Origin of the sequence: Haliea sp. E1-2-M8 (assembly GCF_030649675.1) — a bacterium.
In the GTDB taxonomy this organism is placed as follows: Bacteria; Pseudomonadota; Gammaproteobacteria; order Pseudomonadales; family Halieaceae; genus Haliea.
Genome location: NZ_JAUTDR010000016.1, coordinates 61,934 through 86,723 on the forward strand (window position 1 = coordinate 61,934; position 24,790 = coordinate 86,723).

General features: G+C 65.5%; 23 protein-coding genes. 22 read left to right on the forward strand and 1 reads right to left on the reverse strand.

Annotated elements, in window-relative coordinates; genetic code table 11:
* Positions 1 to 48 precede the first annotated feature (48 nt).
* The 6 genes from Q6D67_RS14260 (at position 49) to Q6D67_RS14285 (ending at position 6,157) form a co-directional block, all read left to right on the forward strand.
* A complete protein-coding gene (locus Q6D67_RS14260) occupies positions 49 to 747 on the forward strand; it encodes a hypothetical protein (RefSeq protein WP_304706334.1) in 699 nt (232 codons plus the stop codon).
* Positions 726 to 1,868, forward strand: coding sequence for a hypothetical protein (locus Q6D67_RS14265; protein WP_304706335.1), 1,143 nt, complete (start codon positions 726 to 728; stop codon positions 1,866 to 1,868). The genes Q6D67_RS14260 and Q6D67_RS14265 overlap by 22 nt, the downstream gene beginning before the upstream one ends.
* A gap of 71 nt (positions 1,869 to 1,939) precedes the next feature.
* Positions 1,940 to 2,626, forward strand: coding sequence for a RodZ family helix-turn-helix domain-containing protein (locus tag Q6D67_RS14270; RefSeq protein WP_304706336.1), 687 nt, complete (start codon positions 1,940 to 1,942; stop codon positions 2,624 to 2,626).
* A 54-nt stretch (positions 2,627 to 2,680) separates the two neighbouring features.
* Positions 2,681 to 4,936, forward strand: a complete 2,256-nt coding sequence (gene rlmKL, locus Q6D67_RS14275; RefSeq protein WP_304706337.1) for a bifunctional 23S rRNA (guanine(2069)-N(7))-methyltransferase RlmK/23S rRNA (guanine(2445)-N(2))-methyltransferase RlmL — start codon at positions 2,681 to 2,683, stop codon at positions 4,934 to 4,936.
* A gap of 278 nt (positions 4,937 to 5,214) precedes the next feature.
* Entirely contained in the window at positions 5,215 to 5,670 is a 456-nt protein-coding gene (locus tag Q6D67_RS14280) for a flavodoxin (RefSeq protein ID WP_304706338.1), read from the forward strand.
* A 19-nt stretch (positions 5,671 to 5,689) separates the two neighbouring features.
* Positions 5,690 to 6,157 (forward strand): PaaI family thioesterase, encoded by a 468-nt coding sequence (locus Q6D67_RS14285; RefSeq protein WP_304706339.1) that lies wholly within the window; start codon positions 5,690 to 5,692, stop codon positions 6,155 to 6,157.
* Between the two features lie 3 nt (positions 6,158 to 6,160).
* Here Q6D67_RS14285 and Q6D67_RS14290 read toward each other — a convergent pair whose 3' ends face one another.
* Positions 6,161 to 7,045: a LysR family transcriptional regulator gene (locus Q6D67_RS14290; protein WP_304706340.1), complete on the reverse strand. Its 885-nt coding sequence runs from the start codon at positions 7,043 to 7,045 to the stop codon at positions 6,161 to 6,163.
* A 106-nt stretch (positions 7,046 to 7,151) separates the two neighbouring features.
* On the opposite strand from Q6D67_RS14290, the gene leuC reads away from it, so the two are divergent.
* The 16 genes from leuC (at position 7,152) to Q6D67_RS14370 (ending at position 24,784) form a co-directional block, all read left to right on the forward strand.
* Positions 7,152 to 8,585, forward strand: a complete 1,434-nt coding sequence (gene leuC, locus Q6D67_RS14295) for a 3-isopropylmalate dehydratase large subunit (protein ID WP_304706341.1) — start codon at positions 7,152 to 7,154, stop codon at positions 8,583 to 8,585.
* Positions 8,582 to 9,241 (forward strand): 3-isopropylmalate dehydratase small subunit, encoded by a 660-nt coding sequence (gene leuD, locus Q6D67_RS14300; RefSeq protein ID WP_304706342.1) that lies wholly within the window; start codon positions 8,582 to 8,584, stop codon positions 9,239 to 9,241. Before leuC ends, leuD begins: the two co-directional genes overlap by 4 nt.
* Position 9,242: 1 nt before the next feature.
* Entirely contained in the window at positions 9,243 to 10,322 is a 1,080-nt protein-coding gene (leuB, locus tag Q6D67_RS14305; RefSeq protein ID WP_304706343.1) for a 3-isopropylmalate dehydrogenase, read from the forward strand.
* 28 nt (positions 10,323 to 10,350) lie between these two features.
* Positions 10,351 to 11,376 carry an aspartate-semialdehyde dehydrogenase gene (locus tag Q6D67_RS14310; RefSeq protein ID WP_304706344.1) on the forward strand — a complete coding sequence of 342 codons (1,026 nt, stop codon included), beginning with the start codon at positions 10,351 to 10,353 and terminating at the stop codon, positions 11,374 to 11,376.
* A 110-nt stretch (positions 11,377 to 11,486) separates the two neighbouring features.
* Positions 11,487 to 13,862, forward strand: a complete 2,376-nt coding sequence (locus Q6D67_RS14315) for a FimV/HubP family polar landmark protein (protein ID WP_304706345.1) — start codon at positions 11,487 to 11,489, stop codon at positions 13,860 to 13,862.
* Entirely contained in the window at positions 13,855 to 14,700 is an 846-nt protein-coding gene (gene truA, locus Q6D67_RS14320; RefSeq protein WP_304706346.1) for a tRNA pseudouridine(38-40) synthase TruA, read from the forward strand. Before Q6D67_RS14315 ends, truA begins: the two co-directional genes overlap by 8 nt.
* Positions 14,701 to 14,762: 62 nt before the next feature.
* The gene (locus tag Q6D67_RS14325; protein WP_304706347.1) at positions 14,763 to 15,380 is read left to right on the forward strand and encodes a phosphoribosylanthranilate isomerase; all 618 of its coding nucleotides are present in this window, start codon (positions 14,763 to 14,765) and stop codon (positions 15,378 to 15,380) included.
* Between the two features lie 23 nt (positions 15,381 to 15,403).
* Positions 15,404 to 16,624: a tryptophan synthase subunit beta gene (trpB, locus tag Q6D67_RS14330; RefSeq protein WP_370551969.1), complete on the forward strand. Its 1,221-nt coding sequence runs from the start codon at positions 15,404 to 15,406 to the stop codon at positions 16,622 to 16,624.
* A 13-nt stretch (positions 16,625 to 16,637) separates the two neighbouring features.
* Entirely contained in the window at positions 16,638 to 17,462 is an 825-nt protein-coding gene (gene trpA, locus Q6D67_RS14335; protein ID WP_304706348.1) for a tryptophan synthase subunit alpha, read from the forward strand.
* A gap of 88 nt (positions 17,463 to 17,550) precedes the next feature.
* The gene (gene accD, locus Q6D67_RS14340) at positions 17,551 to 18,510 is read left to right on the forward strand and encodes an acetyl-CoA carboxylase, carboxyltransferase subunit beta (protein ID WP_304706349.1); all 960 of its coding nucleotides are present in this window, start codon (positions 17,551 to 17,553) and stop codon (positions 18,508 to 18,510) included.
* Positions 18,503 to 19,780, forward strand: a complete 1,278-nt coding sequence (locus tag Q6D67_RS14345; protein ID WP_304706350.1) for a folylpolyglutamate synthase/dihydrofolate synthase family protein — start codon at positions 18,503 to 18,505, stop codon at positions 19,778 to 19,780. Before accD ends, Q6D67_RS14345 begins: the two co-directional genes overlap by 8 nt.
* Positions 19,781 to 19,783: 3 nt before the next feature.
* Positions 19,784 to 20,416, forward strand: a complete 633-nt coding sequence (locus Q6D67_RS14350; RefSeq protein WP_304706351.1) for an SPOR domain-containing protein — start codon at positions 19,784 to 19,786, stop codon at positions 20,414 to 20,416.
* Between the two features lie 147 nt (positions 20,417 to 20,563).
* The gene (locus tag Q6D67_RS14355; protein WP_304706352.1) at positions 20,564 to 21,082 is read left to right on the forward strand and encodes a CvpA family protein; all 519 of its coding nucleotides are present in this window, start codon (positions 20,564 to 20,566) and stop codon (positions 21,080 to 21,082) included.
* 18 nt (positions 21,083 to 21,100) lie between these two features.
* A complete protein-coding gene (purF, locus tag Q6D67_RS14360; RefSeq protein ID WP_304706353.1) occupies positions 21,101 to 22,624 on the forward strand; it encodes an amidophosphoribosyltransferase in 1,524 nt (507 codons plus the stop codon).
* Between the two features lie 6 nt (positions 22,625 to 22,630).
* Complete coding sequence (locus tag Q6D67_RS14365) at positions 22,631 to 23,833, forward strand: O-succinylhomoserine sulfhydrylase (RefSeq protein ID WP_304706354.1); 1,203 nt, start codon at positions 22,631 to 22,633, stop codon at positions 23,831 to 23,833.
* Positions 23,834 to 23,854: 21 nt separating this feature from the next.
* On the forward strand, positions 23,855 to 24,784 hold the full coding sequence (locus Q6D67_RS14370) for a MoxR family ATPase (RefSeq protein WP_304706355.1): 930 nt from the start codon (positions 23,855 to 23,857) through the stop codon (positions 24,782 to 24,784).
* Positions 24,785 to 24,790: the final 6 nt, after the last annotated feature.

Here is a 24,790-nt window from a genome sequence, read left to right on the forward strand (position 1 = left end):
GCGCAAACCTCTGCTGTAAACCCGGCGCCTGGGTTACACTGGCCGCCGATGAAACCTTCCGCCAAAGCCTTGCCCGCCCTCCTGATCCTGGTGCTCGCCGCGTGCGGCAGCCAGGAGCAGCGCCTGCCTGTCGCCTCCCGCACCGGGGTGGACTTCAGCGGCAGCTGGGCCCTGGACTACGGCCAGAGCGACAACATCCAGGTACGCCTGAACGGTCTGGTGCGGGAACTGCAGCGTGAGGCCGAGCGCCGCGCCCAGGCCGCCGGCGGTGAGCTGCGCGGTCCCGGTGCCGCGCTGATGCTGGGCGGCCCGGGTACCGACAGCGGGGCCTCCGTCATCGGTTTGGCGCAGATGGCGGATCTGGTGACCAAGTCGCAACTGCTGGATATCGAACAGGACACGAACCAGATCCGGGTGCGCAGGGAGGGGGATTTCGCCCTCGACTGCGACTTCCACGACGGCCGCCCCACGGTAGTCGAAACCCCGCTGGGGAGTGAATTCTGCGGCTGGGACGGGCACCAGCTCATGTTTGTGCTGGCCCTGCCGGAAGGTCTCTCCATCCGCCACCGCCTGACCCTGGGACCCGACGGCGAAATGCTCAATATCGCCACCACGGTCAGCTCCGACCGGGTCTCCTACCCGTTTACCCTGAACCGGGTCTACCGCCGGATGGACCCCGAGGCCCACGGCTTCTCCTGCGAGCAGACCCTGACCCGAGGCAAAGTGTGTACCACCGAAACGCCCTGATCCCCTGCCTGTACCTCGGCGTGTTGCTGCTGCTCGCGGGCTGCGGCAGTACTTCTGCGCCGCAAGGCACCCAGCCGCTGCCGCCGGCGGTGCAGGCCTGGCCGCCCTCGGTGGGCGCTGTCACCCTGGAGGTTTTGCCGCAGCCGCCCCAGCCGGCACTGGACCTGGCGCTGGTGAGCTTTGACCCGGGCATCCCGGAGCAGACCGCGGGGCTCAGTCGGCAGGGGATCTTTCCGGATATTCGCAAAGCCGAGGCGCGCTACCTGCCGGTGCGCTTGCGCCAGGTCCTGCAGGCCAGCAACGCCTGGGGCGCGGTGCGCGTGCTGCCCGAGCCGCAACCGGCCGCAGTCCTGCAGCTGGAAGGCCAGATCCTGCACTCCGACGGCCGCTTCCTGGTGCTGCAGATCCGGGCCGAGGACGCCAGTGGCCGGGTCTGGCTCGATCGGGTCTATGCCGACGAGGCCCAGGGCGCTGATTACCCGGTGGTGAGCGCCAGTGATCCGTTTATCGATCTCTACCGCCAGGTGGCCAATGATCTGCTGCAGACTTATCGCAGCCTGCCGGCCGCGGAGGTGCAGCAGTTGCCCGAGATCGCGCTGCTGCGGCAGGCGGCGGACCTGGCGCCGGAATACTTTGGCGGTTTTGTGCATAAGGACGCGGCGGGGCGCCACCAGCTGCTGCGCCTGCCGGCGGCCAACGACCCGATGCTGGCCCGGGTGGAGCTTATTCGCGGCCAGGAATTTCGCTTTATCGATACCGTCGATGAGCAGTACGTCGACCTCTATCAGACCATGCAGCCCACCTACAATCTGTGGCGGCAATTCGGCCGCGAGCAAGCCCTGTACCGGGAAGACTACCGACGCCGGCTGGCCCAGCGCGACCGCGCCGGTGCCCGCGGCACCTACGCCGCCATGGAGCAGACCTACAACGCCTTCAAGTGGAGCAAGATCCAGCAGCAGGACCTGGAAGACCTGGCGCGGGGCTTCAACAACGAGGTGCTGCCGACCGTGCTCGAGGTCAGCGGCAGCGTGTATCGCCTGAACGGCAGCCTGGAAAACCAGTACGATGAGTGGCGGGGCATTCTGCGGGAGATCTTCAGACTGGAGTCGGGGCTGGAGTGACGCCTCCCGCGCACCCGGGCGAGCACCTGCGGATCCTCGGCAACTGGCGGATGTTCAGCTAAGCTGTAGCCATGGCGGAGAAAAGAAATCAGGGCAATGACACCGAGAGCCTGCTGGCGGGCCTGATGCGTTTCAGCGGTCAGGTGGCCGGGGGCACGCTGGAAATTGCCCGCAATACCGCCACCATGACCGCCATGTTCGGCGAGGGCTGGCTGCGCAATACCCTGCTCAACAGCTTCGAGCCGGAGCGTCTGGAGGCAATGGCCGACGCCGGTCACTTCCTGCGCGATGCCCGCGAGACCGCGGGCCTGTCCCTCAACGACCTGTCGGACAGCCTCGGCGTCTCCGACAAGTCAGTGCTGGAAGATGTCGAGAGCGGGGAAAAAATCATGCCCCTGGAACTGGTGTTGCGCAGCGCCAGCCTGCTGGCTCGAAACGATCCGGTACCGTTCTTGATCAAGTTCCTGCGCACCTACAATCCCCAGCTGGAACAGGTTCTGGAGCAGTGGGGCGTGATGACCCTGCCGCGGCAGTACGAGCGCGAGCGCCGCTTTGTCAACCTCTATCGGCAGCACGACGAACTGCGCACCCTCAGTGATGACGAACACGAGCGTTTCATCAGCTACATCGACAGCGCTGGACAACTGGTGCTGGATGTGATGCTGAAGGAAAAGCTCGCCAACTCCCCGCAGCGCGCTCCGGCGCGCAAGCAGGCGGCCGCCCGGCCGCGCAAACGGGCGCCGCGCAAGCGCAGTTAGGTCGACTTTCCGGTACACTGGGCGCCCGTTCCGATGCCCACCAGGATAGCCGGCATGAGCAGTTCCCCCGAACAAGGCCCGGCCCCCGCGAACCTGCCCGCCAGCGCTTCCCGGCAGTGGTTTGCCACCTGTCCCAAGGGGATCGAGGGCCTGCTGCTGGCGGAGCTGCTGGCGCTGGGCGCCAGCGGCGGGCGGGAAACCGTCGCCGGGGTCTACTTCGATGGTCCGCTGGCCATGGGTTATCGGGCCTGCCTGTGGTCGCGCCTGGCCAACCGCGTGTTGCTGCCGCTGGCAAAGTTCGAGGCCCAGGATGCCGATGCCCTGTACGCCGGCCTGATGCGGGTGGACTGGGCCGGGATCATGTCTCCGGAGCAGACCTTCAGTATCGATTTCAGCGGTGAAAATACCCATATCCGCAACACCCAGTTCGGTGCCCAGCGCTGCAAGGATGCCGTTGTCGACTGGTTCGTGCAGCACGGCGGCGAGCGGCCCTCGGTGGACCGGGCCGACCCGGACCTGCGCTTTAACGTGCGCTTGTCCCGTCACGGCATCCTGCTGGCCCTGGACATCTCCGGAGGCAGCCTGCACCGGCGCAACTACCGCCTGCAGGCGGGGGCGGCGCCGCTGAAGGAGAACCTGGCCGCGGCCATTTTGCTGCGGGCGGACTGGCCCGGCATGGCGGCCCGGGGCGGCGCCCTGATCGACCCGATGTGTGGCTCCGCGACCCTGCTGCTGGAAGGCGCGATGATGGCGGCGGATATCGCTCCCGGGCTGGCCCGGCCGCGTTTCGGTTTCGAGCGCTGGCAGGGCCACAGTGCACCCCAGTGGCAGGCCCTGCTGAGCGATGCCCGCGGCCGCGCCGAGCGGGGCAAGCAGGCGCGACTGCCGGAAATCCGCGGCTACGATGCGGACCCGAAAGTTGTGCACCGGGCCCAGGAAAATATCGCCAGCGCTGGCCTGGAGGCCGTGGTGCGGGTGAGCTGCAAGCCGCTGGCGGAGCTGACCCGGCCGACCCACCTGCCGCTGCCCATGGGCCTGCTGGTCTGCAACCCGCCCTATGGTGAGCGCCTCGGGGACAAGGACAGCCTGCAGTACCTGTACCGGCAGTTGGGGGAGACCATGCTGCGGGAATTCCCCGGCTGGCAGGCGGCCATTTTCACCGCCGACAGGGAACTGGGGCGCGCCACCGGCCTGCGCAGCCACAAGCAGTACAAGCTATGGAATGGCGCGCTGGAATCCAGCCTGCTGTTGTTTGACCTGGGCGCCAACCGCCTCAGCGACAAGCTGCCGACAGCCGGGCCTGCGGTTGTGGCAACCCCCCTCGCAGAACTCTCGGACGGGGCGCAGATGTTCGCCAACCGGCTGCGCAAGAACCGGCGCCGGCTGACCAGCTGGGTCAAGCGCGAGGGCATCGAGTGCTACCGGCTGTACGATGCCGACATGCCGGAATACGCGGTAGCGGTAGACGTCTACGGGGACCAGGTGCACGTGGCCGAATATCAGGCGCCCAGGGATGTGGACCCCGCGGCGGCTGCCGCGCGCCTGGCCGAAGTGCAGGCGGCGCTGCCCGCCGCCCTCGACGTGGCGCCGGAACACATCGTGTACAAGGTTCGCCAGCGACAGCGAGGGGACGAGCAATACGGCAAGCAGGACAGCAGCGGTGAATTGCTCTCGGTGCGCGAGGGCAAGGCAAAACTGCTGGTCAACCTGCGCGACTACCTGGATACCGGCCTGTTCCTGGATCATCGTCCGCTGCGTTTGCGCCTGGAGCGGGAGGCCGAGCGCAAGGATTTCCTCAATCTTTTCTGTTATACCGGCGCGGCAACGGTACACGCCGCGCTGGGTGGCGCCCGCAGCACCACCAGCGTGGACCTCTCCAATACCTACCTCGGCTGGCTGCGCAAGAACCTGGCCCACAACGGTCTGGACGAAACCCGCAACCTGCTGGAACGTGCGGATTGCATGGCCTGGCTCCAGGCCTGCGGGCGCCACTTCGACCTGATCCTGCTGGACCCGCCGTCGTTTTCCAATTCCCGCAAGCTGGCGGAGTCCTTCGATGTGCAGCGGGATCACCCGGCCCTGGTGCGGGCGGCGATGGCGGTCTTGCGTCCCGGCGGGGTGCTGTACTTTTCCAACAACCGCCGGGGCTTTCGCCTGGACCCGGCGCTGGCGTCGGACTTCCAGTGCGAGGATATTACTCGCAGCACCCTGGATCCGGACTTTCAGCGCAACAGCCGGATTCACCAGTGCTGGCGGCTGGTCGCTCCCACCGCGCCGCTGCGACACGACAGTCCCTGGTCCCGCAGGTAAGTGGCTGCAAACCTCCCGGGAAAACACTGTCCACAATTATTGACACTCATTGAGGTGTGTTTTGAGGTGGAGCCGGGGTTTAAGTAATGTTTTAGGAATCGTCTATAACATCATGAAATAAATGGTAAATAAATTTCGTATTCTTGGCGGATTGCAGGTTGTGGCTGCCACCCTCAACGGTGTCGGGCACGCTTTCCTGGCAAGCTATCCACGTAGTTATCCACAGGCAGATCTGTGGATAAGCAGCGTGTGGGGCCGGATCTGATGAAGGGGCTTCCGTGCGCTCGCTGCTGATTGTCTATCACAGTCAGAGCGGTGCCAGCGCGCAACTGGCACAGGCCTGCTTCAGCGCGGCCGCCAGCGTGGCGGAGGTGGAGGTCCGGCTGTTGCGGGCCTGGGACGCCGGCAGCGCCGATCTGCTGGCGGCGGATGGGTTGGTGCTGGTGGGCGCGGAAAACTCCGGCAGCCTGAGCGGTGGGATCAAGGATTTCCTCGATCGCACCTTTTACCCGGTGGGGGAATCGGGTCGGGTTCTGCCCTACGGGCTGCTGCTCAGCGCCGGCAACGACGGCCGCGGTGCCCGCGAGCAGGCCCGGCGCATTCTCTCGGGCTACCCTCTGACACCCGCGCTGGAACCGGTGATCTGCCGCGGTGAAGTGACCACGGAGCACCGCCGGCAGGCGGCAGAAATGGGCGAGGCCTTTGCCACTGGCCTGGAAATGGGGATTTTTTAGCAGCGATGAAGAGGTGAACATGACGTTGCCGCCGGGGGTCCCGCAGGGTTTCGAGCCACTGTCCACCGGGCTGGGCTTTACCGACACCCTGCAGCCGAGTTTTCGCAGAACAGGTGCTGACGGTGTCAGTTTCGGTCTGCTGGTGCAGAAGCAGCACTGCAACATCATGGGGATCTGCCACGGCGGCGTGCTGACCACGCTGGCGGACATCGCAGCGGCCACCGGGGTGAACCAGGCGGCGGGGCGGGTGGCGGGCAGTCCCACCATCAACCTGGCGCTGGATTTCATCAGCGCCGGACGCGAGGGTGACTGGCTGCAGGCGGATGTGCTGCAGGTCAGCGTCAAGCGGCGTTTCGGCTTCAGCAGCGGGGTCATCAATGGCCCCGAAGGCGTGGTGGCGCGTTTTAACGGCACCTTCTACCTGCCGGACCACGACGGGATCTGGCGTCAGCCACCGCCCGAGGCCGGCCTGCTGTCCGGGGAGTAGGTCTCAGCCGGCTGCGGCGTCGGCGAAGCCCTCCAGCACCGCCACGAAGGCCTGCGCCGCCCGCGACAGGCTGCGGCTGCGGTGATAGACCAGCCCCAGGGTACGCCCGATCGCGATACCGGTGACCGGCAGGGCCACCAGGCCCGGGTCGAGCATGGTTCGCGGCAGCACCGTCCAGCCCAGGCCCACCGAAGCCATCATGCGGATGGTTTCCAGGTAATTCGTCGCCATGGACACCTGCAGGGCAAGCCGGTGTTCGGCAAACAGGCGCTTGACGATCTGGCCGGTGTAGGTATTCAGCCCGGGCAGGATCGCGGGGTGAGCGGCGAGGTCTGCCAGACCGCAATCTCGGCTGGCGGCCAGGGGATGGTCCGCAGCTACCATGAAGACCAACGGATCGCGCCACACCGGCCGGGTGATCATGCTGTCGTCCGCCACCGGCGCCAGGGTCACCACAGCCAGTTCCGAACGGCTCTGCATGATCAGCTCGTAGGCCTGTTCCGAGTCCATGAAGTCGATATCGATATTGGCCGCTGGATAGGCCTTGCTGAATGCGCTCAGTACCGGGGGCAGCCGGTGCAGGCCGATGTGGTGGCTGGTGGCCAGGCGCAGCTGGCCGGCGACCTCCCCGGACAGATCCCGCACCGCCTGCTCCGCGGTAAACAGCTGTTGTACGATAGCCTTGGCGTGGGGCAGCAGGGCGTGGCCGGCTTCGGTGAGCCCGATGTGGCGGCCGATGCGGTCGAACAACTCGCAGCCCAGCCCCTGCTCCAGCAGGGCGATGCGTTTGCTGACCGCGGGCTGGGACAGGTGCAGGCGCTCGGCGGCCACGGAGAACGAGCCTTCCTCGGCCACCAGCAGAAAGGCCTGCAGGTTATGGATATCCAAGTCGAATAACCTATGGTAATAAATTGGATAAAAATAATAGATTTGAGTTATCTGTGGGTCAAGCTTATTATCAACTCCTTGAAATTACTGGCAGGCGAGGGCTCCCATGGCCGGGCTGACACTTTACGACAAACTCTGGCGCAACCATCTGGTAGAACAGCGGGACGACGGTTCCGCCCTGATCTATATCGATCGCCACCTCATTCACGAGGTGACCTCGCCCCAGGCCTTCGAGGGATTGCGGCTGGCGGGGCGCAGGCCCTGGCGCCTGGACGCCAACCTGGCGGTACCGGACCACAATGTGCCGACCTCCGCCGCGGAGCGCGCCGGCGGCGTCGCCGGCATCGTCGATGAGATATCGCGCCTGCAGGTGCAGACCCTGGACGACAACTGCCTCGCCTTCGATATCACCGAGATCCCGATCAACGACCTGCGCCAGGGCATCGTGCATGTGGTGGGCCCGGAGCAGGGCGCCACCCTGCCCGGCATGACCGTGGTCTGCGGTGACTCCCATACCTCGACCCACGGCGCCCTGGGTGCCCTGGCTCACGGTATCGGCACCTCCGAGGTCGAACATGTGCTGGCCACCCAGTGTCTGGTGCAGCAGAAAATGAAAAACATGCTGGTGCGGGTGGACGGCAAGCTGCAGCCGGGGGTCACTGCCAAGGATGTGGCCCTGGCTATAATCGGCCAGATCGGCACCGCCGGTGGCACCGGCTACGCCATTGAATTTGGCGGCGACGTGGTGCGCGCCATGAGCATGGAAGGGCGCATGACCCTGTGCAACATGTCGATCGAAGCCGGCGCCCGCATGGGCATGATCGCGGTTGATGCCACCACCCTGGACTACGTCCGCGGGCGCACTTATTCTCCCCGAGGCGAGCTCTGGGAGGAGGCCGTGGCCGCCTGGTCCGACCTGCACAGTGACGCCGATGCGCAGTTCGACAAGGTCGTTACCCTGCAGGGCGAGGCCATCCAGCCGCAGGTGACCTGGGGTACTTCGCCGGAAATGGTGCTGCCCGTCGATGGCGTCCTGCCGGACCCGGCACAGATCGAGAACCCCTCGCGCCGGGAAGGCGCCCGCCGGGCACTGGAGTACATGGGTCTGCAGCCGGGCACGGCGATTACCGACATCCACCTGGACCGGGTATTTATCGGCTCCTGCACCAACAGCCGGATCGAGGATCTGCGCGCCGCCGCGGCGGTGGTGCAGGGCAAGCGCGTGGCGCCGACTATCAAACAGGCGCTGGTGGTGCCGGGCTCCGGCCAGGTCAAGGCCATGGCCGAGGCCGAGGGTCTGGACCGGATATTCCTCGACGCGGGCATGGAGTGGCGCGAGCCCGGCTGCTCCATGTGCCTGGCGATGAATGCCGACAAGCTCGGAGCCGGCGAACACTGCGCCTCCACCTCCAATCGCAATTTCGAGGGGCGCCAGGGCATTGGCGGGCGCACCCACCTGGTGAGTCCGGCGATGGCCGCGGCGGCGGCGATCGCCGGCCATTTTGTCGATGTACGCAGCCTGCAGGAGACCGACGCATGAAAAGTTTTACCGTGCTCGAAGGGCGGGTGGCGCCCATGGACCGGGCCAATGTCGACACCGACATGATCATTCCCAAGCAGTTCCTGAAATCGATCAAGCGCAGCGGCTTCGGCCCCAATCTGTTCGACGAGATGCGCTATCTCGACGAAGGTCAGCCCGGCCGGGACAACAGCCAGCGGCCGCTGAACCCGGATTTCCCGCTCAATCACGCCCGCTACCGGGGGGCGTCGATCCTGCTGGCGCGGGAAAATTTCGGCTGCGGTTCCAGCCGTGAGCACGCCCCCTGGGCGCTGGAAGACTACGGTTTTCGCTGTATTATCGCCCCCAGCTTCGCCGACATTTTCTACAATAACTGTTTCAAGAACGGCATCCTGCCGGTGGTTCTGCCGGCGGAGCAGGTGGAGCAACTGTTCGCAGCGCTGTATGCGGAGGAGGGCTACCAGCTCAAGGTGGACCTGGAGCGGCAGCAGGTACAGACGCCAACAGGCGAGACCCTGCGTTTCGAAGTGGACACCGCGCGCAAGCACTGCCTGCTGCAGGGTCTGGATGATATCGGGGTCACCCTGGAAAGCGCCGGCGCCATTCGCGACTTTGAGCAGCGCTGGCGGCAGAGTTCGCCCTGGTTGTTCGATGTCATCGGGCGGGAGCAACGTTGAGATGAGCAAAAAAATTCTGGTGTTGCCGGGCGACTACATCGGCCCGGAAATCATGACCGAAGCCGTCACCGTGCTGGAAACGGTCAACCGCAGGTTTGCGCTCGACCTGGAGCTTGAGCTCGGTCTGCTCGGTGGCGCCGCCATTGACGCGCACGGTGTGCCGTTGCCGGAGGAGACTCTGGCCAGCGCGCGGGCGGCGGACGCCATCCTGCTCGGCGCGGTGGGTGGGCCGAAGTGGGACAATGTCGAACGCCACCTGCGCCCGGAGCGGGGGCTGCTGGGCCTGCGCTCGGCGCTGGAACTGTTCGGCAACCTGCGTCCCGCCATTCTCTACCCGCAGCTGGCCGCGGCTTCCAGCCTCAAGCCGGAGATCGTCTCCGGGCTGGATATCCTGATCGTGCGCGAGTTGACCGGCGGCATCTACTTCGGTGAACCGCGCGGTATCCGCACGCTGGATAACGGCGAGCGGCAGGGCTTCAATACCTACGTCTACAGCGAATCGGAAATCCGCAGGATCGGCCATCTCGCGTTCCAGCTTGCCCGCCAGCGCGGCCACCGCGTCTGCTCGGTGGACAAGAGCAACGTGCTTGAGGTCACCGTGCTCTGGCGCGAGGTGATGGAGGAGGTGGGCAAGGAGTATCCGGACGTGGCGCTGAGCCACATGTACGTGGACAATGCCGCCATGCAACTGGTGCGGGCGCCGAAGCAGTTCGATGTTCTGGTCACCGGCAACATGTTTGGTGACATACTCTCGGACGCAGCCGCCATGCTCACCGGTTCCATCGGTATGTTACCCTCAGCGTCCCTGGACAAGAACGGCCGCGGCATGTATGAGCCCTGCCACGGTTCGGCGCCGGATATCGCGGGGCAGGGTGTGGCCAATCCGCTGGCGACCATTCTCTCCGTGGCGATGATGTTGCGCTACACCCTGGCCGCGCCGGAAGCCGCGGCGGCGATTGAGGCGGCAGTTAGCGCGGTGCTCGATCAGGGGCTGCGCACGGCGGACATCCACGGCGACGGCACTACCCTGGTCTCTACCCGGGAGATGGGCGCGGCGGTGGTCGCCGCCCTGCAGGCCTGATCATTCAATTGAGAATACAGAGGTATTTATGAGCAAGCTTTATGATGTCGCCGTTGTCGGCGCCACCGGCGCAGTCGGTGAAACCATGATGACCATTCTCGAGGAACGCAACTTTCCGGTCGGCAAACTCTTTCCGCTGGCCAGTGCCCGCTCCGCGGGCAAATCCATTACCTTCCGCGGCAAGCAGGTGAAGGTGACGGATCTCGCCGACTTTGACTTCAGCCAGGTGCAGATCGGCCTGTTCTCGGCGGGTGGCAGTATTTCCGAGGAGTTTGCGCCCAAGGCCGCGGCCGCAGGCTGCGTGGTGATCGACAACACTTCCCACTTCCGCCGCGATGAAGACATCCCGCTGGTGGTGCCCGAAGTCAACCTGGAGGCGCTGGCGGGCTATACCACCCGCAACATCATCGCCAACCCCAATTGTTCCACCATCCAGATGCTGGTGGCGCTGAAGCCGATCTACGACGCGGTGGGAATCGAGCGTATCAACGTCTGCACTTACCAGGCGGTTTCGGGCACCGGCAAGGAAGCTATTGAAGAACTCGCCGGGCAGACTGCGCGCCTGCTGAACGGCCAGGAAATCGAGTGCGAGGTCTACCCCAAGCAGATTGCTTTCAACGTGTTGCCCCATATCGACACCTTCCAGGACAACGGCTACACCCGGGAAGAAATGAAAATGATCTGGGAAACACAGAAAATTCTCGGTGACGGCAGTGTCCAGGTCAATCCTACCTGCGTTCGCGTGCCGGTGTTCTTCGGTCACTCCGAGGCCCTGCATATCGAAACCACCGACAAAATTTCCGCCGCCGAGGCGCGCAAGCTGCTCGCCGCCTTCCCCGGTATCACCGTGATGGATGAGCACGCCGATGGCGGCTACCCGACACCGGCAACGGATGGCGCCGGCAGCGACCCGGTTTTTGTCGGCCGCATCCGCGAGGATATCTCGCATCCGCGGGGCCTCAACCTGTGGGTGGTGTCCGACAATGTACGCAAGGGTGCGGCCCTGAACAGTGTGCAAATTGCCGAGGCCCTGATCAGTACTTATCTTGATTAAAAACTTGCGTTAAAACATACTTCCGGTATCTTCAAAAGCATTATATAGGGGCTGGCACCATCGGGAGACCGGCTTGAGTACTGCCAGGGGAAGGATAACAAGGCGTATTTATGGCTCGTAGAAAACGTTTGGCAGCAGCACTGGTATCCCTGGGTTGTCTGCAAGCGGGGTCGGCGTGGGCCCTCGGCCTTGGCGAACTGACCCTGGAATCCTTCCTCAACGAACCATTGCAAGCGCGCGTAAGCCTGCTGGATATCGGCAACCTGCACGAAGACCAGATTCGTGTCCGGCTTGGTGCCGCCGAGGATTTCGACCGGCTCGGGGTGGATCGCGCCTACTTTCTTACCGGCATCAAGTTCGAAGTCGACATCGATGGCAGCGGCCGCGGCGTGATTGTTCTCACCTCCGACGACCCGGTGCTGGAACCCTATCTGGATTTTATCGTGGAAGCGCGCTGGCCCTCAGGGCGCCTGCTGCGCAATTACACCGTGCTGGTGGATCCACCCGCTTTTGACACACGCAACCCGGTAGTCTCCGCAACGGAGCGGGTGGCGGCCACGGAAGGCAGCGCAGACGCCGACGCAGCGGAAAAAAAAACCGAAACTGAGGTCGATGGCTCCGGCACCCGGGTGAGCATGCGCGAGTCCGACCTGGCGTCGGGCGCCATGCCCCAGCGCGGGTTCAATGCCGGCACCGATTCCGATCCCGCGCCCGGCGCCCGCTACATGATCCGCCGCGACGAAACCCTGTGGACGATTGCCCAGAGCGCCCGGGTTGAAGGCGTCTCCGTGCAGCAGACGATGCTGGAAATCCAGCGCCTGAACCCTGACGCCTTTATCGATGGCAACATCAATCGGATCAAGGCGGGGTTCATCATCTATCTGCCGGCGTCCGGCGATATCAGCGAGGCGGATGTCGAGGCAGCGCTGGCCGCGGTGCGGCAGCAGAATGAAGACTGGCGGGCAGGGCGCGCATCCGCCCCGGCGGCACCCGGTCCGGCCCTGCGCATCTCGTCCGGGGAGCAAACCGAACCGGAACAGGTGACGCCCGCGCCCGGGCAGTCGTCCTCTGTCGACGCAGCCACGCAGGATGAATTGCAGCGCTCCGAACGCGAACGCGACGACCTGGGTCAGCGGCTTGCTGCTCTGGCCGAGCGCCTCGAGACCCTGGAGCGGGTGGTCGAATTGAAAGATGCGCAGATCGCCTCCCTGCAGCAGTCGCTCGCGGCAGCGGAAGGAAGCGCGGTCGCACCCCCTGAACCGAGCTCGCCTGCGAACGCGGATCCGGGCGCCGCCGAGGAGACAGCCGACAGCGTCCCCGCCGCACAGTCCGCCGCAGCTCCCGCACCTGAGCCCGCGGCAGCACCCGAACCCGCTGCGGCGTCCGCTCCGGCGCCCGCGCCTGCCGCCAACGGCTTCGGTAGCTGGCTCTATGTCATTGCTGGCGTGCTGCTGGCGGCTATCCTCGGGCTGCTGTTCTGGCGCCGGCGCCAGGCAGACGAGGATGATGAGGGCGCCAGCGGCAGCTTTGCGGCAACCCCCGCTGCGCACGAGCAGCCGGAGCGGGATGCATTTGCCGACATCCAGTTGCAGGACTCGGAGCTGGATCTGGACGAAGATGACAGCTCTGCGGCTGTCGTTGGCGGAGCGGGCCTCGTCGCCGCCACGCCCGCGCCCGCTCCCGTTGAAGATGCTCCCGAGCCGGCCGCCACCGGGCAGCGGGGCTATGGCGAACGCAAGCACGACCAGTATGCCTCGGATGTCGAGGCGGGCGACGCCCTGGCGGAGGCGGATATCTACATCGCCTATGGTCGCTACACCCAGGCCAGTGATCTGTTGCGCAAGGCGCTGCGCTCCGAGCCCGACAATACCGCCTACCGGCTGAAGCTGCTGGAACTGGCCGCAGATACCGGTGATCGCAGTGAAGCGGAATCCCAGCTTACAGAACTCAAGCGCTCCGGCGACAGGGACGCCATCGCCAGGGCGGAAGCCATCATCACCAGCAGCTTTGCAGCCGGCAACGCCTATGTAGAAGATACTGCGGCGCCGGCGGCCGAGCCGGAGCCTGAAACGGCAACTGCAACGGCACCCGAAGCGGAGCCCGAAACGGCGTCGGTCAGAGAGGAGGACCTTGGCAGCGAGCTTGCGGATCTGGGCGCTCCCGGCTCTGCAGACAGCCGCGATGAATTGGTGCCGTCGATCGACGACCAGCCGGAATTTCTCGGCCTGGAGATCGAGGACAGCCCGGTCGAGGAACTGGATGTGTCGGCGGAATACGACCGGGAGCGCGCTCGCGGTGACAGCAGCGAGGACGATTTCGTCTTCGCCGACGATGGCGACCCGCTGTCCACCAAGCTGGATCTGGCCCGCGCCTATATTGACATGGGCGACGACGATGGCGCCCGCCAGATTCTCGATGAGGTCGTGGCCGAAGGCAGCGACGAGCAACAGCGCGACGCGCGAGAGCTGCTCGACAGACTTGGCTGAGCAGAGTGAATGGCGGATCTTCGCAACCGATCCGCTGCCCCCCGGCACCCGCATTGCCTGCCGTATCGAATACGACGGCAGCGCCTACAATGGCTGGCAAGCCCAGCCCCACCCCGGTTCCCGCACAGTACAACAAACCCTCGAAGCCGCGCTGACAGGGATCGCTGCGGAGCCCCTGCGCGTGCACTGCGCGGGCCGCACCGACAGCGGCGTCCACGGCCATGCCCAGGTGATTCATTTCGATGCGCCCACGGCGCGCAGCTGCAAGGCCTGGGTTATCGGCAGCAACAGCCGGCTGCCCGCGGACATCAGGGTGCACTGGGCGCAGCCGGTGCCCGCGGATTTTCATGCGCGGTTCTCGGCTCAGGCCCGGCGTTACCGCTACCTGATTGCCAATACCGCTATCCGTCCGGCCCTGCTCGGCAGACAACTCAGTTGGCAGCGCCAGCCGCTGGATGCCGGGCGCATGCACGCCGCGGCCCAGTTCCTGCTCGGAGAGCGGGATTTCAGTGCCTTTCGCGCCGCCGCCTGCCAATCCAGCACGCCATACCGCTGCGTCACCCGCTGCGAGGTTAGCCGGCGCGGGGATCTGGTGGTGATCGATATTCAGGCCAATGCGTTTCTGCATCACATGGTGCGCAACATTGCCGGTAGCCTGATGGCGGTCGGCACCGGCAGCAGGGAGCCGGCCTGGATAGGAGAGCTGTTGGGCGGGCAGGACCGCACCCGGGCCGCCGAAACCGCGCCAGCCGAAGGCCTGTACCTGGTGGATGTAGTCTACCCAGCCCGCTTTGCCCTGCCACTCACGCCGCCCGGGCCTCTGCTGCTGGGGAGCTGAAGACACTGCCCCCCGTGTTCTGCTATCATCCCCGCCCTTCAGCAAGCCAGTAGCTACCATCCGTGTCACGAACCCTTGTCAAGATTTGCGGTATTACCAGCAGTGCCGATGCCCAGGCGGCCTGCGAGGCGGGCGCGGATGCCCTGGGCCTGGTGTTTTATGGGCCCAGCTCGCGCTGTGTCACTCCGCAGCAGGCGCGGAATATCGTGGCGGCGGTGCCACCCTTTGTCGCGATTGTGGCCCTGTTTGTCGATGAGACGGCGGTAACAATCCAGCGCACTCTCGAGTGCGTATCCGTAGACTGTATTCAGTTCCACGGCGCCGAGACGCCGGCGTTCTGCAGCCAGTTCCAGCGCCCATATTTGAAGGCCCTGCGGATGCGTCCAGGCGTCGATATCGGCGTACTTGCCGGCGGCTATTCCAGCGCCCGGGGCCTGCTGCTGGACAGCTGGCAACCCGGCGTTCCGGGCGGCACCGGCCAGCCCTTTGACTGGGCGGACATTCCCGCAGATTTGCCGCGCCCGCTGGTGCTGGCGGGCGGGCTCGACGAGCACAATGTCGCCGCCGCCATTGCCGCTGTCAGTCCCGCCGCGGTCGACGTCAGCGGCGGTGTCGAGAGTGCGCCGGGGATCAAGGATGCGGGCAAGATGAAGCGCTTTGTCGCTGCAGTGCGCAGCTGAACTCACACAGGGGAGCACACACCATGACCACGGAAATGACCAGCAGGATATTTGCGTCAGTGCCCGACGCTGAGGGTCGCTTTGGCGTCTACGGCGGCAAGTTTGTCGCCGAGACCCTGATGTCCGCACTCTCGGAGCTGGAAGCACTGTACCGGAAACTGTCGCAGGACGCGGAGTTCCAGCGCGAACTGGACGAGGATCTCGCCCACTATGTCGGGCGCCCCTCACCCCTGTACGAGGCCCGCCGCTGGTCCGACCGCGTCGGCGGCGCCCGCATCTACCTCAAGCGCGAGGATCTCAACCACACCGGCGCGCACAAGGTAAACAACACCGTAGGGCAGGCCCTGCTGGCCAAGCACATGGGCAAGCGGCGGGTGATTGCAGAGACCGGCGCCGGGCAGCACGGGGTCGCCACTGCCACCATCGCCGCCCGCCTGGGTCTTGAGTGCCATGTCTTCATGGGCGAGGAAGATGTGCGCCGCCAGGCGCTCAACGTATACCGGATGAAACTGCTGGGCGCCACCGTGGTACCGGTCACCTCCGGCTCGCGCACCCTGAAGGATGCGATGAACGAGGCCATGCGCGACTGGGTCACCAACGTCGACGACACCTTCTACGTTATCGGCACCGTGGCTGGCCCGCACCCGTACCCGATGCTGGTGCGCGACTTCCAGTGCGTGATCGGACGCGAGGCCCGGGCCCAGTCCCTGGCCCGCACCGGGCGCCTGCCCGATGCCCTGGTGGCCTGTGTTGGCGGCGGCTCCAACGCTATCGGCCTGTTCCACCCCTTCCTCGAGGATGAGGCCGTCGCCATGTACGGCGTCGAGGCCGGCGGCCACGGCGTCGCCAGCGGCGAACACGCCGCGCCGCTCAGCGCGGGCACGCCGGGCATATTACATGGCAACCGCACCTACCTGATGCAGGACGAGGACGGCCAGATCATGCACACTCACTCGGTGTCGGCGGGCCTGGACTACCCGGGGGTCGGCCCCGAACATTCCTGGCTCAAGGATATCGGCCGGGTCAACTACGTCACCATCAACGATGACGAAGCGCTACGTGCCTTCCACGACCTGACCCGCACCGAGGGCATCATGCCGGCCCTGGAGAGCGCCCATGCGCTCGCCTACGCGGAGAAACTGGCCGCGACCATGACCCCGGAGCAGCACATCATCATCAACCTCTCGGGCCGCGGCGACAAGGACATCCACACGGTTGCCGACATCGACGGCACTGATTTTTAAGGAGTAGGCAGCAGTGAGCAAAATAGCTGGACGTTTCCAGCAGTTGGCAGCCCAGGGTCGCAAGGCGCTGATTCCCTATATCGTGGCCGGTGACCCGGAGATGGCACTGACGGTGCCGCTGATGCATGCGCTGGTGGCGGCCGGCGCGGATATCATTGAGCTGGGAGTACCGTTCTCCGACCCGATGTCCGAAGGGCCGGTCATCCAGAAAGCGCACGAGCGGGCGTTGGCCAACGGCGCGCGCCTGCGCGATGCCCTGGACATGGTGCAGACCTTCCGCGAGCGGGATGCGGACACGCCCGTGCTGCTGATGGGCTACGCCAACCCGGTAGAACACATGGGCTACGGCGTATTTGCCGACCGCGCCGCAGAGGCCGGTGTGGACGGCCTGCTGACCGTGGACATCCCGCCGGAAGAAGTGGCCGGGGTCAACGCCGAGCTGCACCGGGTGGGCATGGACAACATCTTCCTGGTGGCTCCGACCACGCCCTCGGCACGGATCAAGGCCATCGTCGACCAGGCCAGCGGGTTTATCTACTACGTGGCGCTCAAGGGTGTGACCGGTGCCGGCAACCTCGACGCCGCCGACGTGGCCCGGCATCTGGCGCTAATCCGTGAGCACACCACACTGCCGCTGGCGGTGGGTTTCGGGATCAAGGACGCCGCGTCTGCCCGCCTGGTCGGCGCCAGTGCCGACGGCGTGGTGGTGGGCAGTGCGCTGGTGGCTTGTGTTGCTCGCGCAGCCAGCGAGGGCGTAGATCATGAGGGCCTTGTCCGGGCCGCATCAGCGCTGGTGGCGGAGATACGCGCGGGATTGGACAGCATCGCTTCCCGGTAACCTGCCGCAGGATGCGTCGATATTTGGGAGGCAGGGTACTAGTTGCCGCCGCGCACGTTTATAATGGTGTCACCAAACGGGGGATGCCATGAGTTGGATCGACAAAATACTGCCTTCCGGAGTGCGCAAGGAGGAGGGCGAGCGGCGCTCCAGCGTACCCGAAGGTCTGTGGAAGAAGTGTGTCAAATGCGACGCGGTGCTGTACCGGCCGGATGTCGAGCGCAACGACGACGTCTGCCCCAAGTGCGATCACCATATGCGTATCGGCGCTCGCCGACGCCTGGCCATATTCCTGGACGAGGAAGGTCGCGAGGAAATCCTGGCTCACATCGAACCGGTCGACCGCCTCAAATTCCGCGACAAGAAGCGCTATCGCGACCGTATCTCTGCCGCGCAGAAATCCACTGGTGAAAAAGACGCACTGGTGGCGATGCGGGGCAACCTGCAGGGCATGCCGGTAGTCTGTGTCGCCTTCGAGTTTGCTTTCCACGGCGGCTCCATGGGCTATGCGGTGGGGGAAAAATTCACCCAGGCAGCCCAGCTGGCGCTGCAGGAATCCATTCCTTTGGTCTGTTTCTCCGCCTCCGGCGGGGCGCGCATGCAGGAGGCGCTGATCTCCCTGATGCAGATGGCCAAAACCAGCGCCGTCATTGAGCGCATGAAAGTCGCCCGGGTGCCCTATATTTCGGTGATGACCGACCCGATCTACGGTGGCGTGTCCGCATCGCTGGCGCTGCTCGGGGACATCAATGTTGCCGAACCCGATGCCCGCGCGGGATTTGCCGGGCCCAATATCATCGAACAGACCATCCGCCAGAAATTGCCCAAGGGCTTCCAGCGCAGCGAGTTTCTGCTGGAGCATGGCGCAATCGACATGATCGTGCACCGCAATGACATGCGCGATACGCTGGCCCGCCTGCTGTCGAAATTCACCGGGCAGGAACTGGTGGTGCAGGAAGTCGACGAGAGCGACGAGAGCGACGAGGATACCAGCAGTGCGGAGCCAGAGGAGCCGGTCGAGTTCAGTCCCGACAACCCGGATGACTGAATCCGCGCTGGCCGCCTGGCTGGCACGTCTGGAGGCGCAGTATCCGCAGCCGATAAAACTGGGGCTGGAGCGCGTCGCGGCGGTCGCCAACACGCTCGGCCTGCTGCCGGTGTCGGTGCCCGTGGTCACAGTGGCCGGCACCAACGGCAAGGGCTCGGTGGTGGCGACAATCGAGGCCCTGTTGCACCGGGCCGGGGTCGCCGCCGGTGTTTATACTTCGCCCCATCTGCTGCGCTTCAACGAACGCATCCGGATCAACGGGGACGAGGCGGCTGACAGCGAGATCGTGGCTGCCCTGGACGAGGTCGAGGCGGCGCGCGGCGAGGTTGCCCTCAGCTACTTTGAATACACCACCCTGGCGGCACTGCTGCTGTTCCGGTCCCGCGCGGTAGAGGTAGTCGTCCTCGAAGTCGGGCTCGGCGGGCGTCTGGATGCGGTCAATATTGTCGACCCGACGATCGCGGTCATTACCAGCATTGCCCTGGATCACCAGGAGTGGCTGGGCGACAGCCTGGACCAGATCGCACGCGAAAAGGCCGGCATCCTGCGTGCGGGGCGCCCCGCCGTCATTGCCGCGACGGAACCGCCGGGGCTGCTTGCGGCCGTGAAGGCGAGTGGAGCCGAGGCGCTGTGGCTGCAGCGGGATTTCGGTTTTGCGCCGGCGGAAGCGCAGTGGCGCGGCTGGCTGCAGACCAGCGCCGGTGAGCGGCGGCAGTTGCGTGCCCTGGAGAACCCGTCGCTGTTGCCAGCCAACCTCTGCGCTGCGCTGCAGGTGCTGGAATTGCTGGGCCTGCCCGCCACCGATGCGGCGCTGGAGGAGGTGGTGCCGGCCTTGCGGCCCCCCGGGCGCAGGCAGCGCCTGAGCGTGGCCGGCCTGGAGCTGATTCTGGATGTCGCACACAATCCCTCAGCAGTTGATAAGATGGTTGAATTTATTGATATAACCCCATGTAATGGAAAGACTATTGCCGTATTCTCAGCCATGGCGGACAAGGACATCAAGGCAATGATCGACGCCGCTGGCGAGCGTTTCGCGGCCTGGTTCCTTGCGGACCAGCCGGGCAATGCCCGCGCCGCCTCCGCGGCCGCTATCGCGGCCTTGCTGCGGGAGGCGGGGCAGGAGATGATCAGCGTCAGCAAGAATTTACGGCAGGCCCTGGCTCGCGCCCGCAGCGTCATGGCACCCGGGGACAGGTTGGTGGTGTTCGGGTCCTTTCATACGGTGGCGGCAGCCCTGAGCTGGCTGGCAAAGGAACAGGGGAAGGGCTAGCAGGTGAACGATATCCTCAAGCAGCGCCTGGTCGGCGCACTGATACTGATTGCCCTGGGCGTCATCTTCTGGCCCATTATTTTCGTCGATCCCGACCAGGATGTCGGTATGGAAGATCTGCGTATCCCGCCGCGGCCACAGGTGGACACGACACCGATTGCGCCGCCCGATCCCGCCGGTCTGCGTGGATCACCGGAGCTGGAATACGACGAGGAGGAGTTTGCCGACGACGGGGGCTTGGAGGAGGACTCCCGGGGGTTCGCGGAACCGGTACCCGCAGATGGCGCTGAAGCACAACCGGAACCGGAGCAAACGCCTGTCGTTGCCGCGCCGCCAGCGCCGGGGGAAACCCGCACGGAGGCGCCGGAACAGCCAGTCATTGACGCCCAGGGCGTACCGGTGGCGTGGATGCTGCAGGTCGCCAGCGTCAGCAGTGCCGAGAATGCCGAGGAACTGCGCCAGCGCCTGCAAGCGCTGGGCGAGAAGGCCTGGGTAGCGCCAGTCACGATCGACGGCCGGGCCATGTACCGGGTCAACGTCGGCCCCAAATTCGAGCGTGCCAGGTTGGAGGCGCTGCAGTCAGATATTGACGCCGAGTTCGGTGTCAACTCCCTGGTCAAGCGCTATCTACCCTAGTGCGGGCCACCCTGGTGCGGGGTCGCCCTGCGCGGGCCACCCTGCGCGGGCCGCTGACCCCATGATTCCCCGGCTTTCCTTCAGTGAGCACCGCCGCTCTGTTAGAATGCGCCGCGCAGGGTGCAGGAGCCAGGGGGCGGGGCAGGGATGTTGATGCTGGATGCGTTTACCTGGGTGGACTGGGTCATCGTCGCGATCGTGACGCTGTCCACGCTGCTGAGCCTGCTGCGGGGTTTTACCCGCGAGGCCCTGTCCCTGCTGGGGTGGGTAGCGGCGTTCGTCATCGCCTATCTGTTCGCGGGTGAACTGGCCTCGCACATGCGCGGGCTGATCAGCAATATCACGGCGCGCTACATCGCCGCCTGGCTGCTGCTCCTGGTGGGCGTTTTGCTGGTTACCGGGCTGGTGAGCATGCTTGTGGCACAGATGGTCAGAGCCACCGGTCTCGGTACCCTGGACCGGTTGCTGGGCACCATTTTTGGCGGTGCCCGCGGCGTCATTATCGTGCTGGTGCTGGTGTTCCTGATCAGGGAGCTGCTGCCACCACGGGACCAGGTCTGGCTTTACCAGGCCCATTTGATGCCCCAGATCGATGCCCTGCTGAATTGGGCAATGCAGCTGCTGGGGCAGCTGGATACCGACCGACTGTCGGCAATCAGGACTTGAAAACGAGGTAGATACTGGATGTGCGGGCTGGTGGGAATGGTAGGCAAGGGCGATGTGGGGCCGGATATTTATGATGCCCTGACGGTGCTGCAGCACCGCGGCCAGGATGCTGCCGGCATCATGACCTGTCGCGGCGGTCGTTTTAACCAGCGCAAGAGCGAGGGGCTGGTGCGCGACGTATTTCGCCAGGACCACATGCAGCGCCTGAAAGGCCCGATGGGAATAGGGCATGTCCGCTACCCGACCGCTGGCAGCTCCGGCCCGGCGTTGGCGCAGCCGTTCTACGTCAACTCTCCCTACGGCATTGCCCTGGCCCACAACGGCAACCTGACCAATTCCGACCAGCTGGCCAAGGAGCTGTTCCAGGACGACCTGCGCCACCTCAACACCGATTCCGACTCCGAGGTGCTACTCAACATTTTCGCCCATGAGCTGCAGACCCTGGGCAAGTTGAGCCCCACCGCCGATGATATCTTCCAGGCGGTGACCGCGGTGCACCGCCGCTGCAGTGGCGGCTATGCCGCGGTGGCGCTGGTGGTGGACTACGGCGTAGTCGGCTTCCGCGATCCCTTTGGCATCCGCCCGCTGGTGGTGGGAGAGCGCACAACGGCTGCGGGGACCGAGTACATGCTCGCCTCCGAGAGCGTGGCGCTCGATGTCCTGGGCTTCCGCCTGATTGACGATGTCGCGCCCGGTGAAGCGGTGTTCATCGACGCCGGCGGCAAACTGCACCGGCGTCAGTGCGCCGAGAACCCGCAGCTCAGCCCCTGTATCTTCGAGCATGTCTATTTTGCCCGCCCGGATTCGATGATGGACGGCGTTTCCGTGTACAAGACCCGGATGCGCCAGGGTGAAGCCCTGGCCCGCAAGATTCTGCGCCTGCGCCCCGATCACGACATCGACGTGGTGATACCCATCCCCGATACCAGCCGGATCGCGGGCCAGGCGCTGGCGTCGGACCTGGGCATCAAGTTCCGCGAAGGCTTCATGAAAAACCGTTATATCGGCCGCACCTTCATCATGCCGGGCCAGAACCAGCGCAGGAAATCCGTGCGCCAGAAACTGAACCCGGTGCCGCTGGAGTTCGACGGCAAGAATGTGATGCTGGTGGACGACTCGATCGTGCGCGGCACCACCTGTCGCCAGATTATCCAGATGGCGCGGGATGCGGGCGCCGTCAAGGTCTATTTCGCCTCCGCCGCGCCGCCGGTGCGCTATCCGAACGTATATGGCATCGACATGCCCTCCGCCAGCGAGCTGATCGCCCACAATCGCAGCGTCGACGAGGTCTGCGAACTTATCGGCGCCGACTGGCTGGTGTTCCAGGACCTCGAGGATCTGGTGCAGTGTTCCCGCTCGGGCAACAGCCACACCGCGGGTTTTGACTGCTCCGTGTTCAATGGCGAGTATGTCACCGGGGATGTTGACCGGGTCTACCTCGACCGCATCGAAGCCCTGCGCAACGACGATGCCCAGACCCAGAGCCGCGCCCAGTTGCTGGCCGACGGTACGGTGGTCGGCATCCACAACGACGCCAGCTGAGGCCCCATGAGCAGCGACCAGAGCGATGATCCGCTGGCGGACGCCAGGCTCGACACCCTCGCCATCCGCGCGGGTATCCACCGGACTGCCGAAGGGGAACATTCGGAGCCGATTTTCACCACCTCCAGCTACGTCTTTGATTCCGCGGCGGATGCCGCGGCGCGCTTCGCCGGCGACAGTCCCGGCAATGTCTATTCGCGCTACACCAACCCCACCGTGCGCAGCTTCGAGGAACGGCTGGCGGCGCTGGAGGGCGGGGAGGCCGCGGTGGGAACCTCCTCGGGCATGGCGGCGATCCTCAGCACCTGCATGGCGCTGCTCGCTGCCGGCGACCACGTGATCTGTTCCCGCGATGTCTTCGGCACCACCACCAGCCTGTTTGCGCGCTATATGGCCAAGTTCGGGGTGACGGTCGATTTCGTGCCGCTGCTGGCGCCGGACCAGTGGCAGGCGGCGATGCGCCCGGAAACAAGGCTGCTGTACCTCGAGACGCCCTCCAACCCCCTGTGCGAAGTGGCCGACATTCGCCAGCTGGCGGACCTGGCCCACGCCGGCGGTGCCCTGCTGGTGGTGGACAACTGTTTCTGTACCCCGGCGCTGCAGCGGCCGCTGGAACTCGGTGCCGATATAGTCATCCACTCCGCCACCAAGTACCTGGACGGCCAGGGCCGCTGTGTCGGTGGCGCGGTGGTGGGCTCGCAGGCGTTAATGAACGAGATCCTGGTCTTCCTGCGCACCTGCGGGCCGACCATGAGTGCCTTCAACGCCTGGGTTTTCCTCAAGGGCCTGGAGACCCTGCGCCTGCGCATGGAGGCCCATTCGCGCTCGGCGCTGGAGCTGGCGCAATGGTTGCAACAGCAGCCCCAGGTGCAGAAAGTCCACTACGCGGGCCTGGCGGACCACCCCGGCCACGCCCTGGCCGCGCGCCAACAGCGCGCCTTCGGCGGGGTGCTGTCCTTTGAGGTCCAGGGCGGGCGCGACGCGGCCTGGCGCTGTATCGACGCGACCCGGATTATGTCCCTGACCGCCAACCTCGGCGATGCCAAGACCACCATCGTGCATCCGGGCACGACGACCCACGGCCGCCTGACCCCGGCCCAGCGCGCGGAGGCGGGCATCAATGACAGCCTGATCCGGGTCGCGGTCGGGCTGGAGGATGTCGCGGACCTGCGCGCGGACCTGCAGCGCGGCCTGGACGCCGTAGGCTGAGCAAACCTCAGGAGTACAGGCATGGAGATACAGGGCGCAATTGACGGCGCGGTGGCGGAAGTCGGCACCGTGCTGCTGGGCAAGGAAGCGCAGGTGCGCCTGGCGCTGTGCTGCCTGCTGTCCCGCGGCCACCTGCTGATCGAGGACCTGCCGGGCATGGGCAAGACCACGCTCTCGCACGCCCTCGCGGAAGTGCTCGGGCTGTCCTACAAGCGGGTCCAGTTCACCAGTGACCTGCTGCCGGCGGATATCCTCGGCGTCTCGGTGTTCGACCGCAACGAGGCCAGCTTCAGCTTTCACCCCGGCCCCATATTCACCCAGGTGCTGCTGGCCGACGAAATCAACCGCACCACCCCGCGTACCCAGAGCGCGCTGCTGGAGGCCATGGCGGAAGGCCAGGTGACTATCGAGGGCGAGACCCGGCCCCTGCCGGAACCCTTTTTCGTGATTGCCACCCAGAACCCGATCCACCAGTCCGGCACCTACCCCCTGCCCGAGAGCCAGCTGGACCGCTTCCTGATGCGACTGCAGCTGGGTTACCCGGATCCACAGGCGGAGCGGCAGATGTTCCTCAGCAAGCATTCCGGCCAGTTCAGCACGGCGCCCCTGCGGCGCTGCGTGACGCCGGAGCAGTTGAGCGAATTTCGCGCGGCGGTGGTGCAGGTGCATGTGACGGATACCCTGCTGGATTACCTGCAGCGGCTGGTGGCGTTTACCCGCCAGAGTCGCGAATTCGCCGTCGGCCTGTCGCCGCGGGGGGCCCTGGCCCTGCTGGACTGCGCCCGCACCTGGGCCTTCATGGACGGGCGCGGCCACGTGGTGCCGGAAGATCTGCAGGCGGTGCTGGCCGCGGTGGCGGGGCACCGGCTGATCCCCAGCGGCGATTACGCCGGTGACGGCCAGGCGCTGGTCGACCTGCTGCAGCGCAGCGTGGACGTGATCGGGCGCTGAGCCCGC

Bases quoted from the DNA above. Each gene is read 5' to 3' on its own strand.
- Q6D67_RS14260 (WP_304706334.1), top strand. From the start codon at position 49: ATGAAACCTTCCGCCAAAGCCTTGCCCGCCCTCCTGATCCTGGTGCTC.
- Q6D67_RS14270 (WP_304706336.1), top strand. From the start codon at position 1,940: ATGGCGGAGAAAAGAAATCAGGGCAATGACACCGAGAGCCTGCTGGCG.
- rlmKL (WP_304706337.1), top strand. From the start codon at position 2,681: ATGAGCAGTTCCCCCGAACAAGGCCCGGCCCCCGCGAACCTGCCCGCC.
- Q6D67_RS14285 (WP_304706339.1), top strand. From the start codon at position 5,690: ATGACGTTGCCGCCGGGGGTCCCGCAGGGTTTCGAGCCACTGTCCACC.
- leuC (WP_304706341.1), top strand. From the start codon at position 7,152: ATGGCCGGGCTGACACTTTACGACAAACTCTGGCGCAACCATCTGGTA.
- leuD (WP_304706342.1), top strand. From the start codon at position 8,582: ATGAAAAGTTTTACCGTGCTCGAAGGGCGGGTGGCGCCCATGGACCGG.
- leuB (WP_304706343.1), top strand. From the start codon at position 9,243: ATGAGCAAAAAAATTCTGGTGTTGCCGGGCGACTACATCGGCCCGGAA.
- Q6D67_RS14310 (WP_304706344.1), top strand. From the start codon at position 10,351: ATGAGCAAGCTTTATGATGTCGCCGTTGTCGGCGCCACCGGCGCAGTC.
- Q6D67_RS14315 (WP_304706345.1), top strand. From the start codon at position 11,487: ATGGCTCGTAGAAAACGTTTGGCAGCAGCACTGGTATCCCTGGGTTGT.
- trpB (WP_370551969.1), top strand. From the start codon at position 15,404: ATGACCACGGAAATGACCAGCAGGATATTTGCGTCAGTGCCCGACGCT.
- accD (WP_304706349.1), top strand. From the start codon at position 17,551: ATGAGTTGGATCGACAAAATACTGCCTTCCGGAGTGCGCAAGGAGGAG.
- Q6D67_RS14345 (WP_304706350.1), top strand. From the start codon at position 18,503: ATGACTGAATCCGCGCTGGCCGCCTGGCTGGCACGTCTGGAGGCGCAG.
- Q6D67_RS14355 (WP_304706352.1), top strand. From the start codon at position 20,564: ATGTTGATGCTGGATGCGTTTACCTGGGTGGACTGGGTCATCGTCGCG.
- purF (WP_304706353.1), top strand. From the start codon at position 21,101: ATGTGCGGGCTGGTGGGAATGGTAGGCAAGGGCGATGTGGGGCCGGAT.
- Q6D67_RS14365 (WP_304706354.1), top strand. From the start codon at position 22,631: ATGAGCAGCGACCAGAGCGATGATCCGCTGGCGGACGCCAGGCTCGAC.
- Q6D67_RS14370 (WP_304706355.1), top strand. From the start codon at position 23,855: ATGGAGATACAGGGCGCAATTGACGGCGCGGTGGCGGAAGTCGGCACC.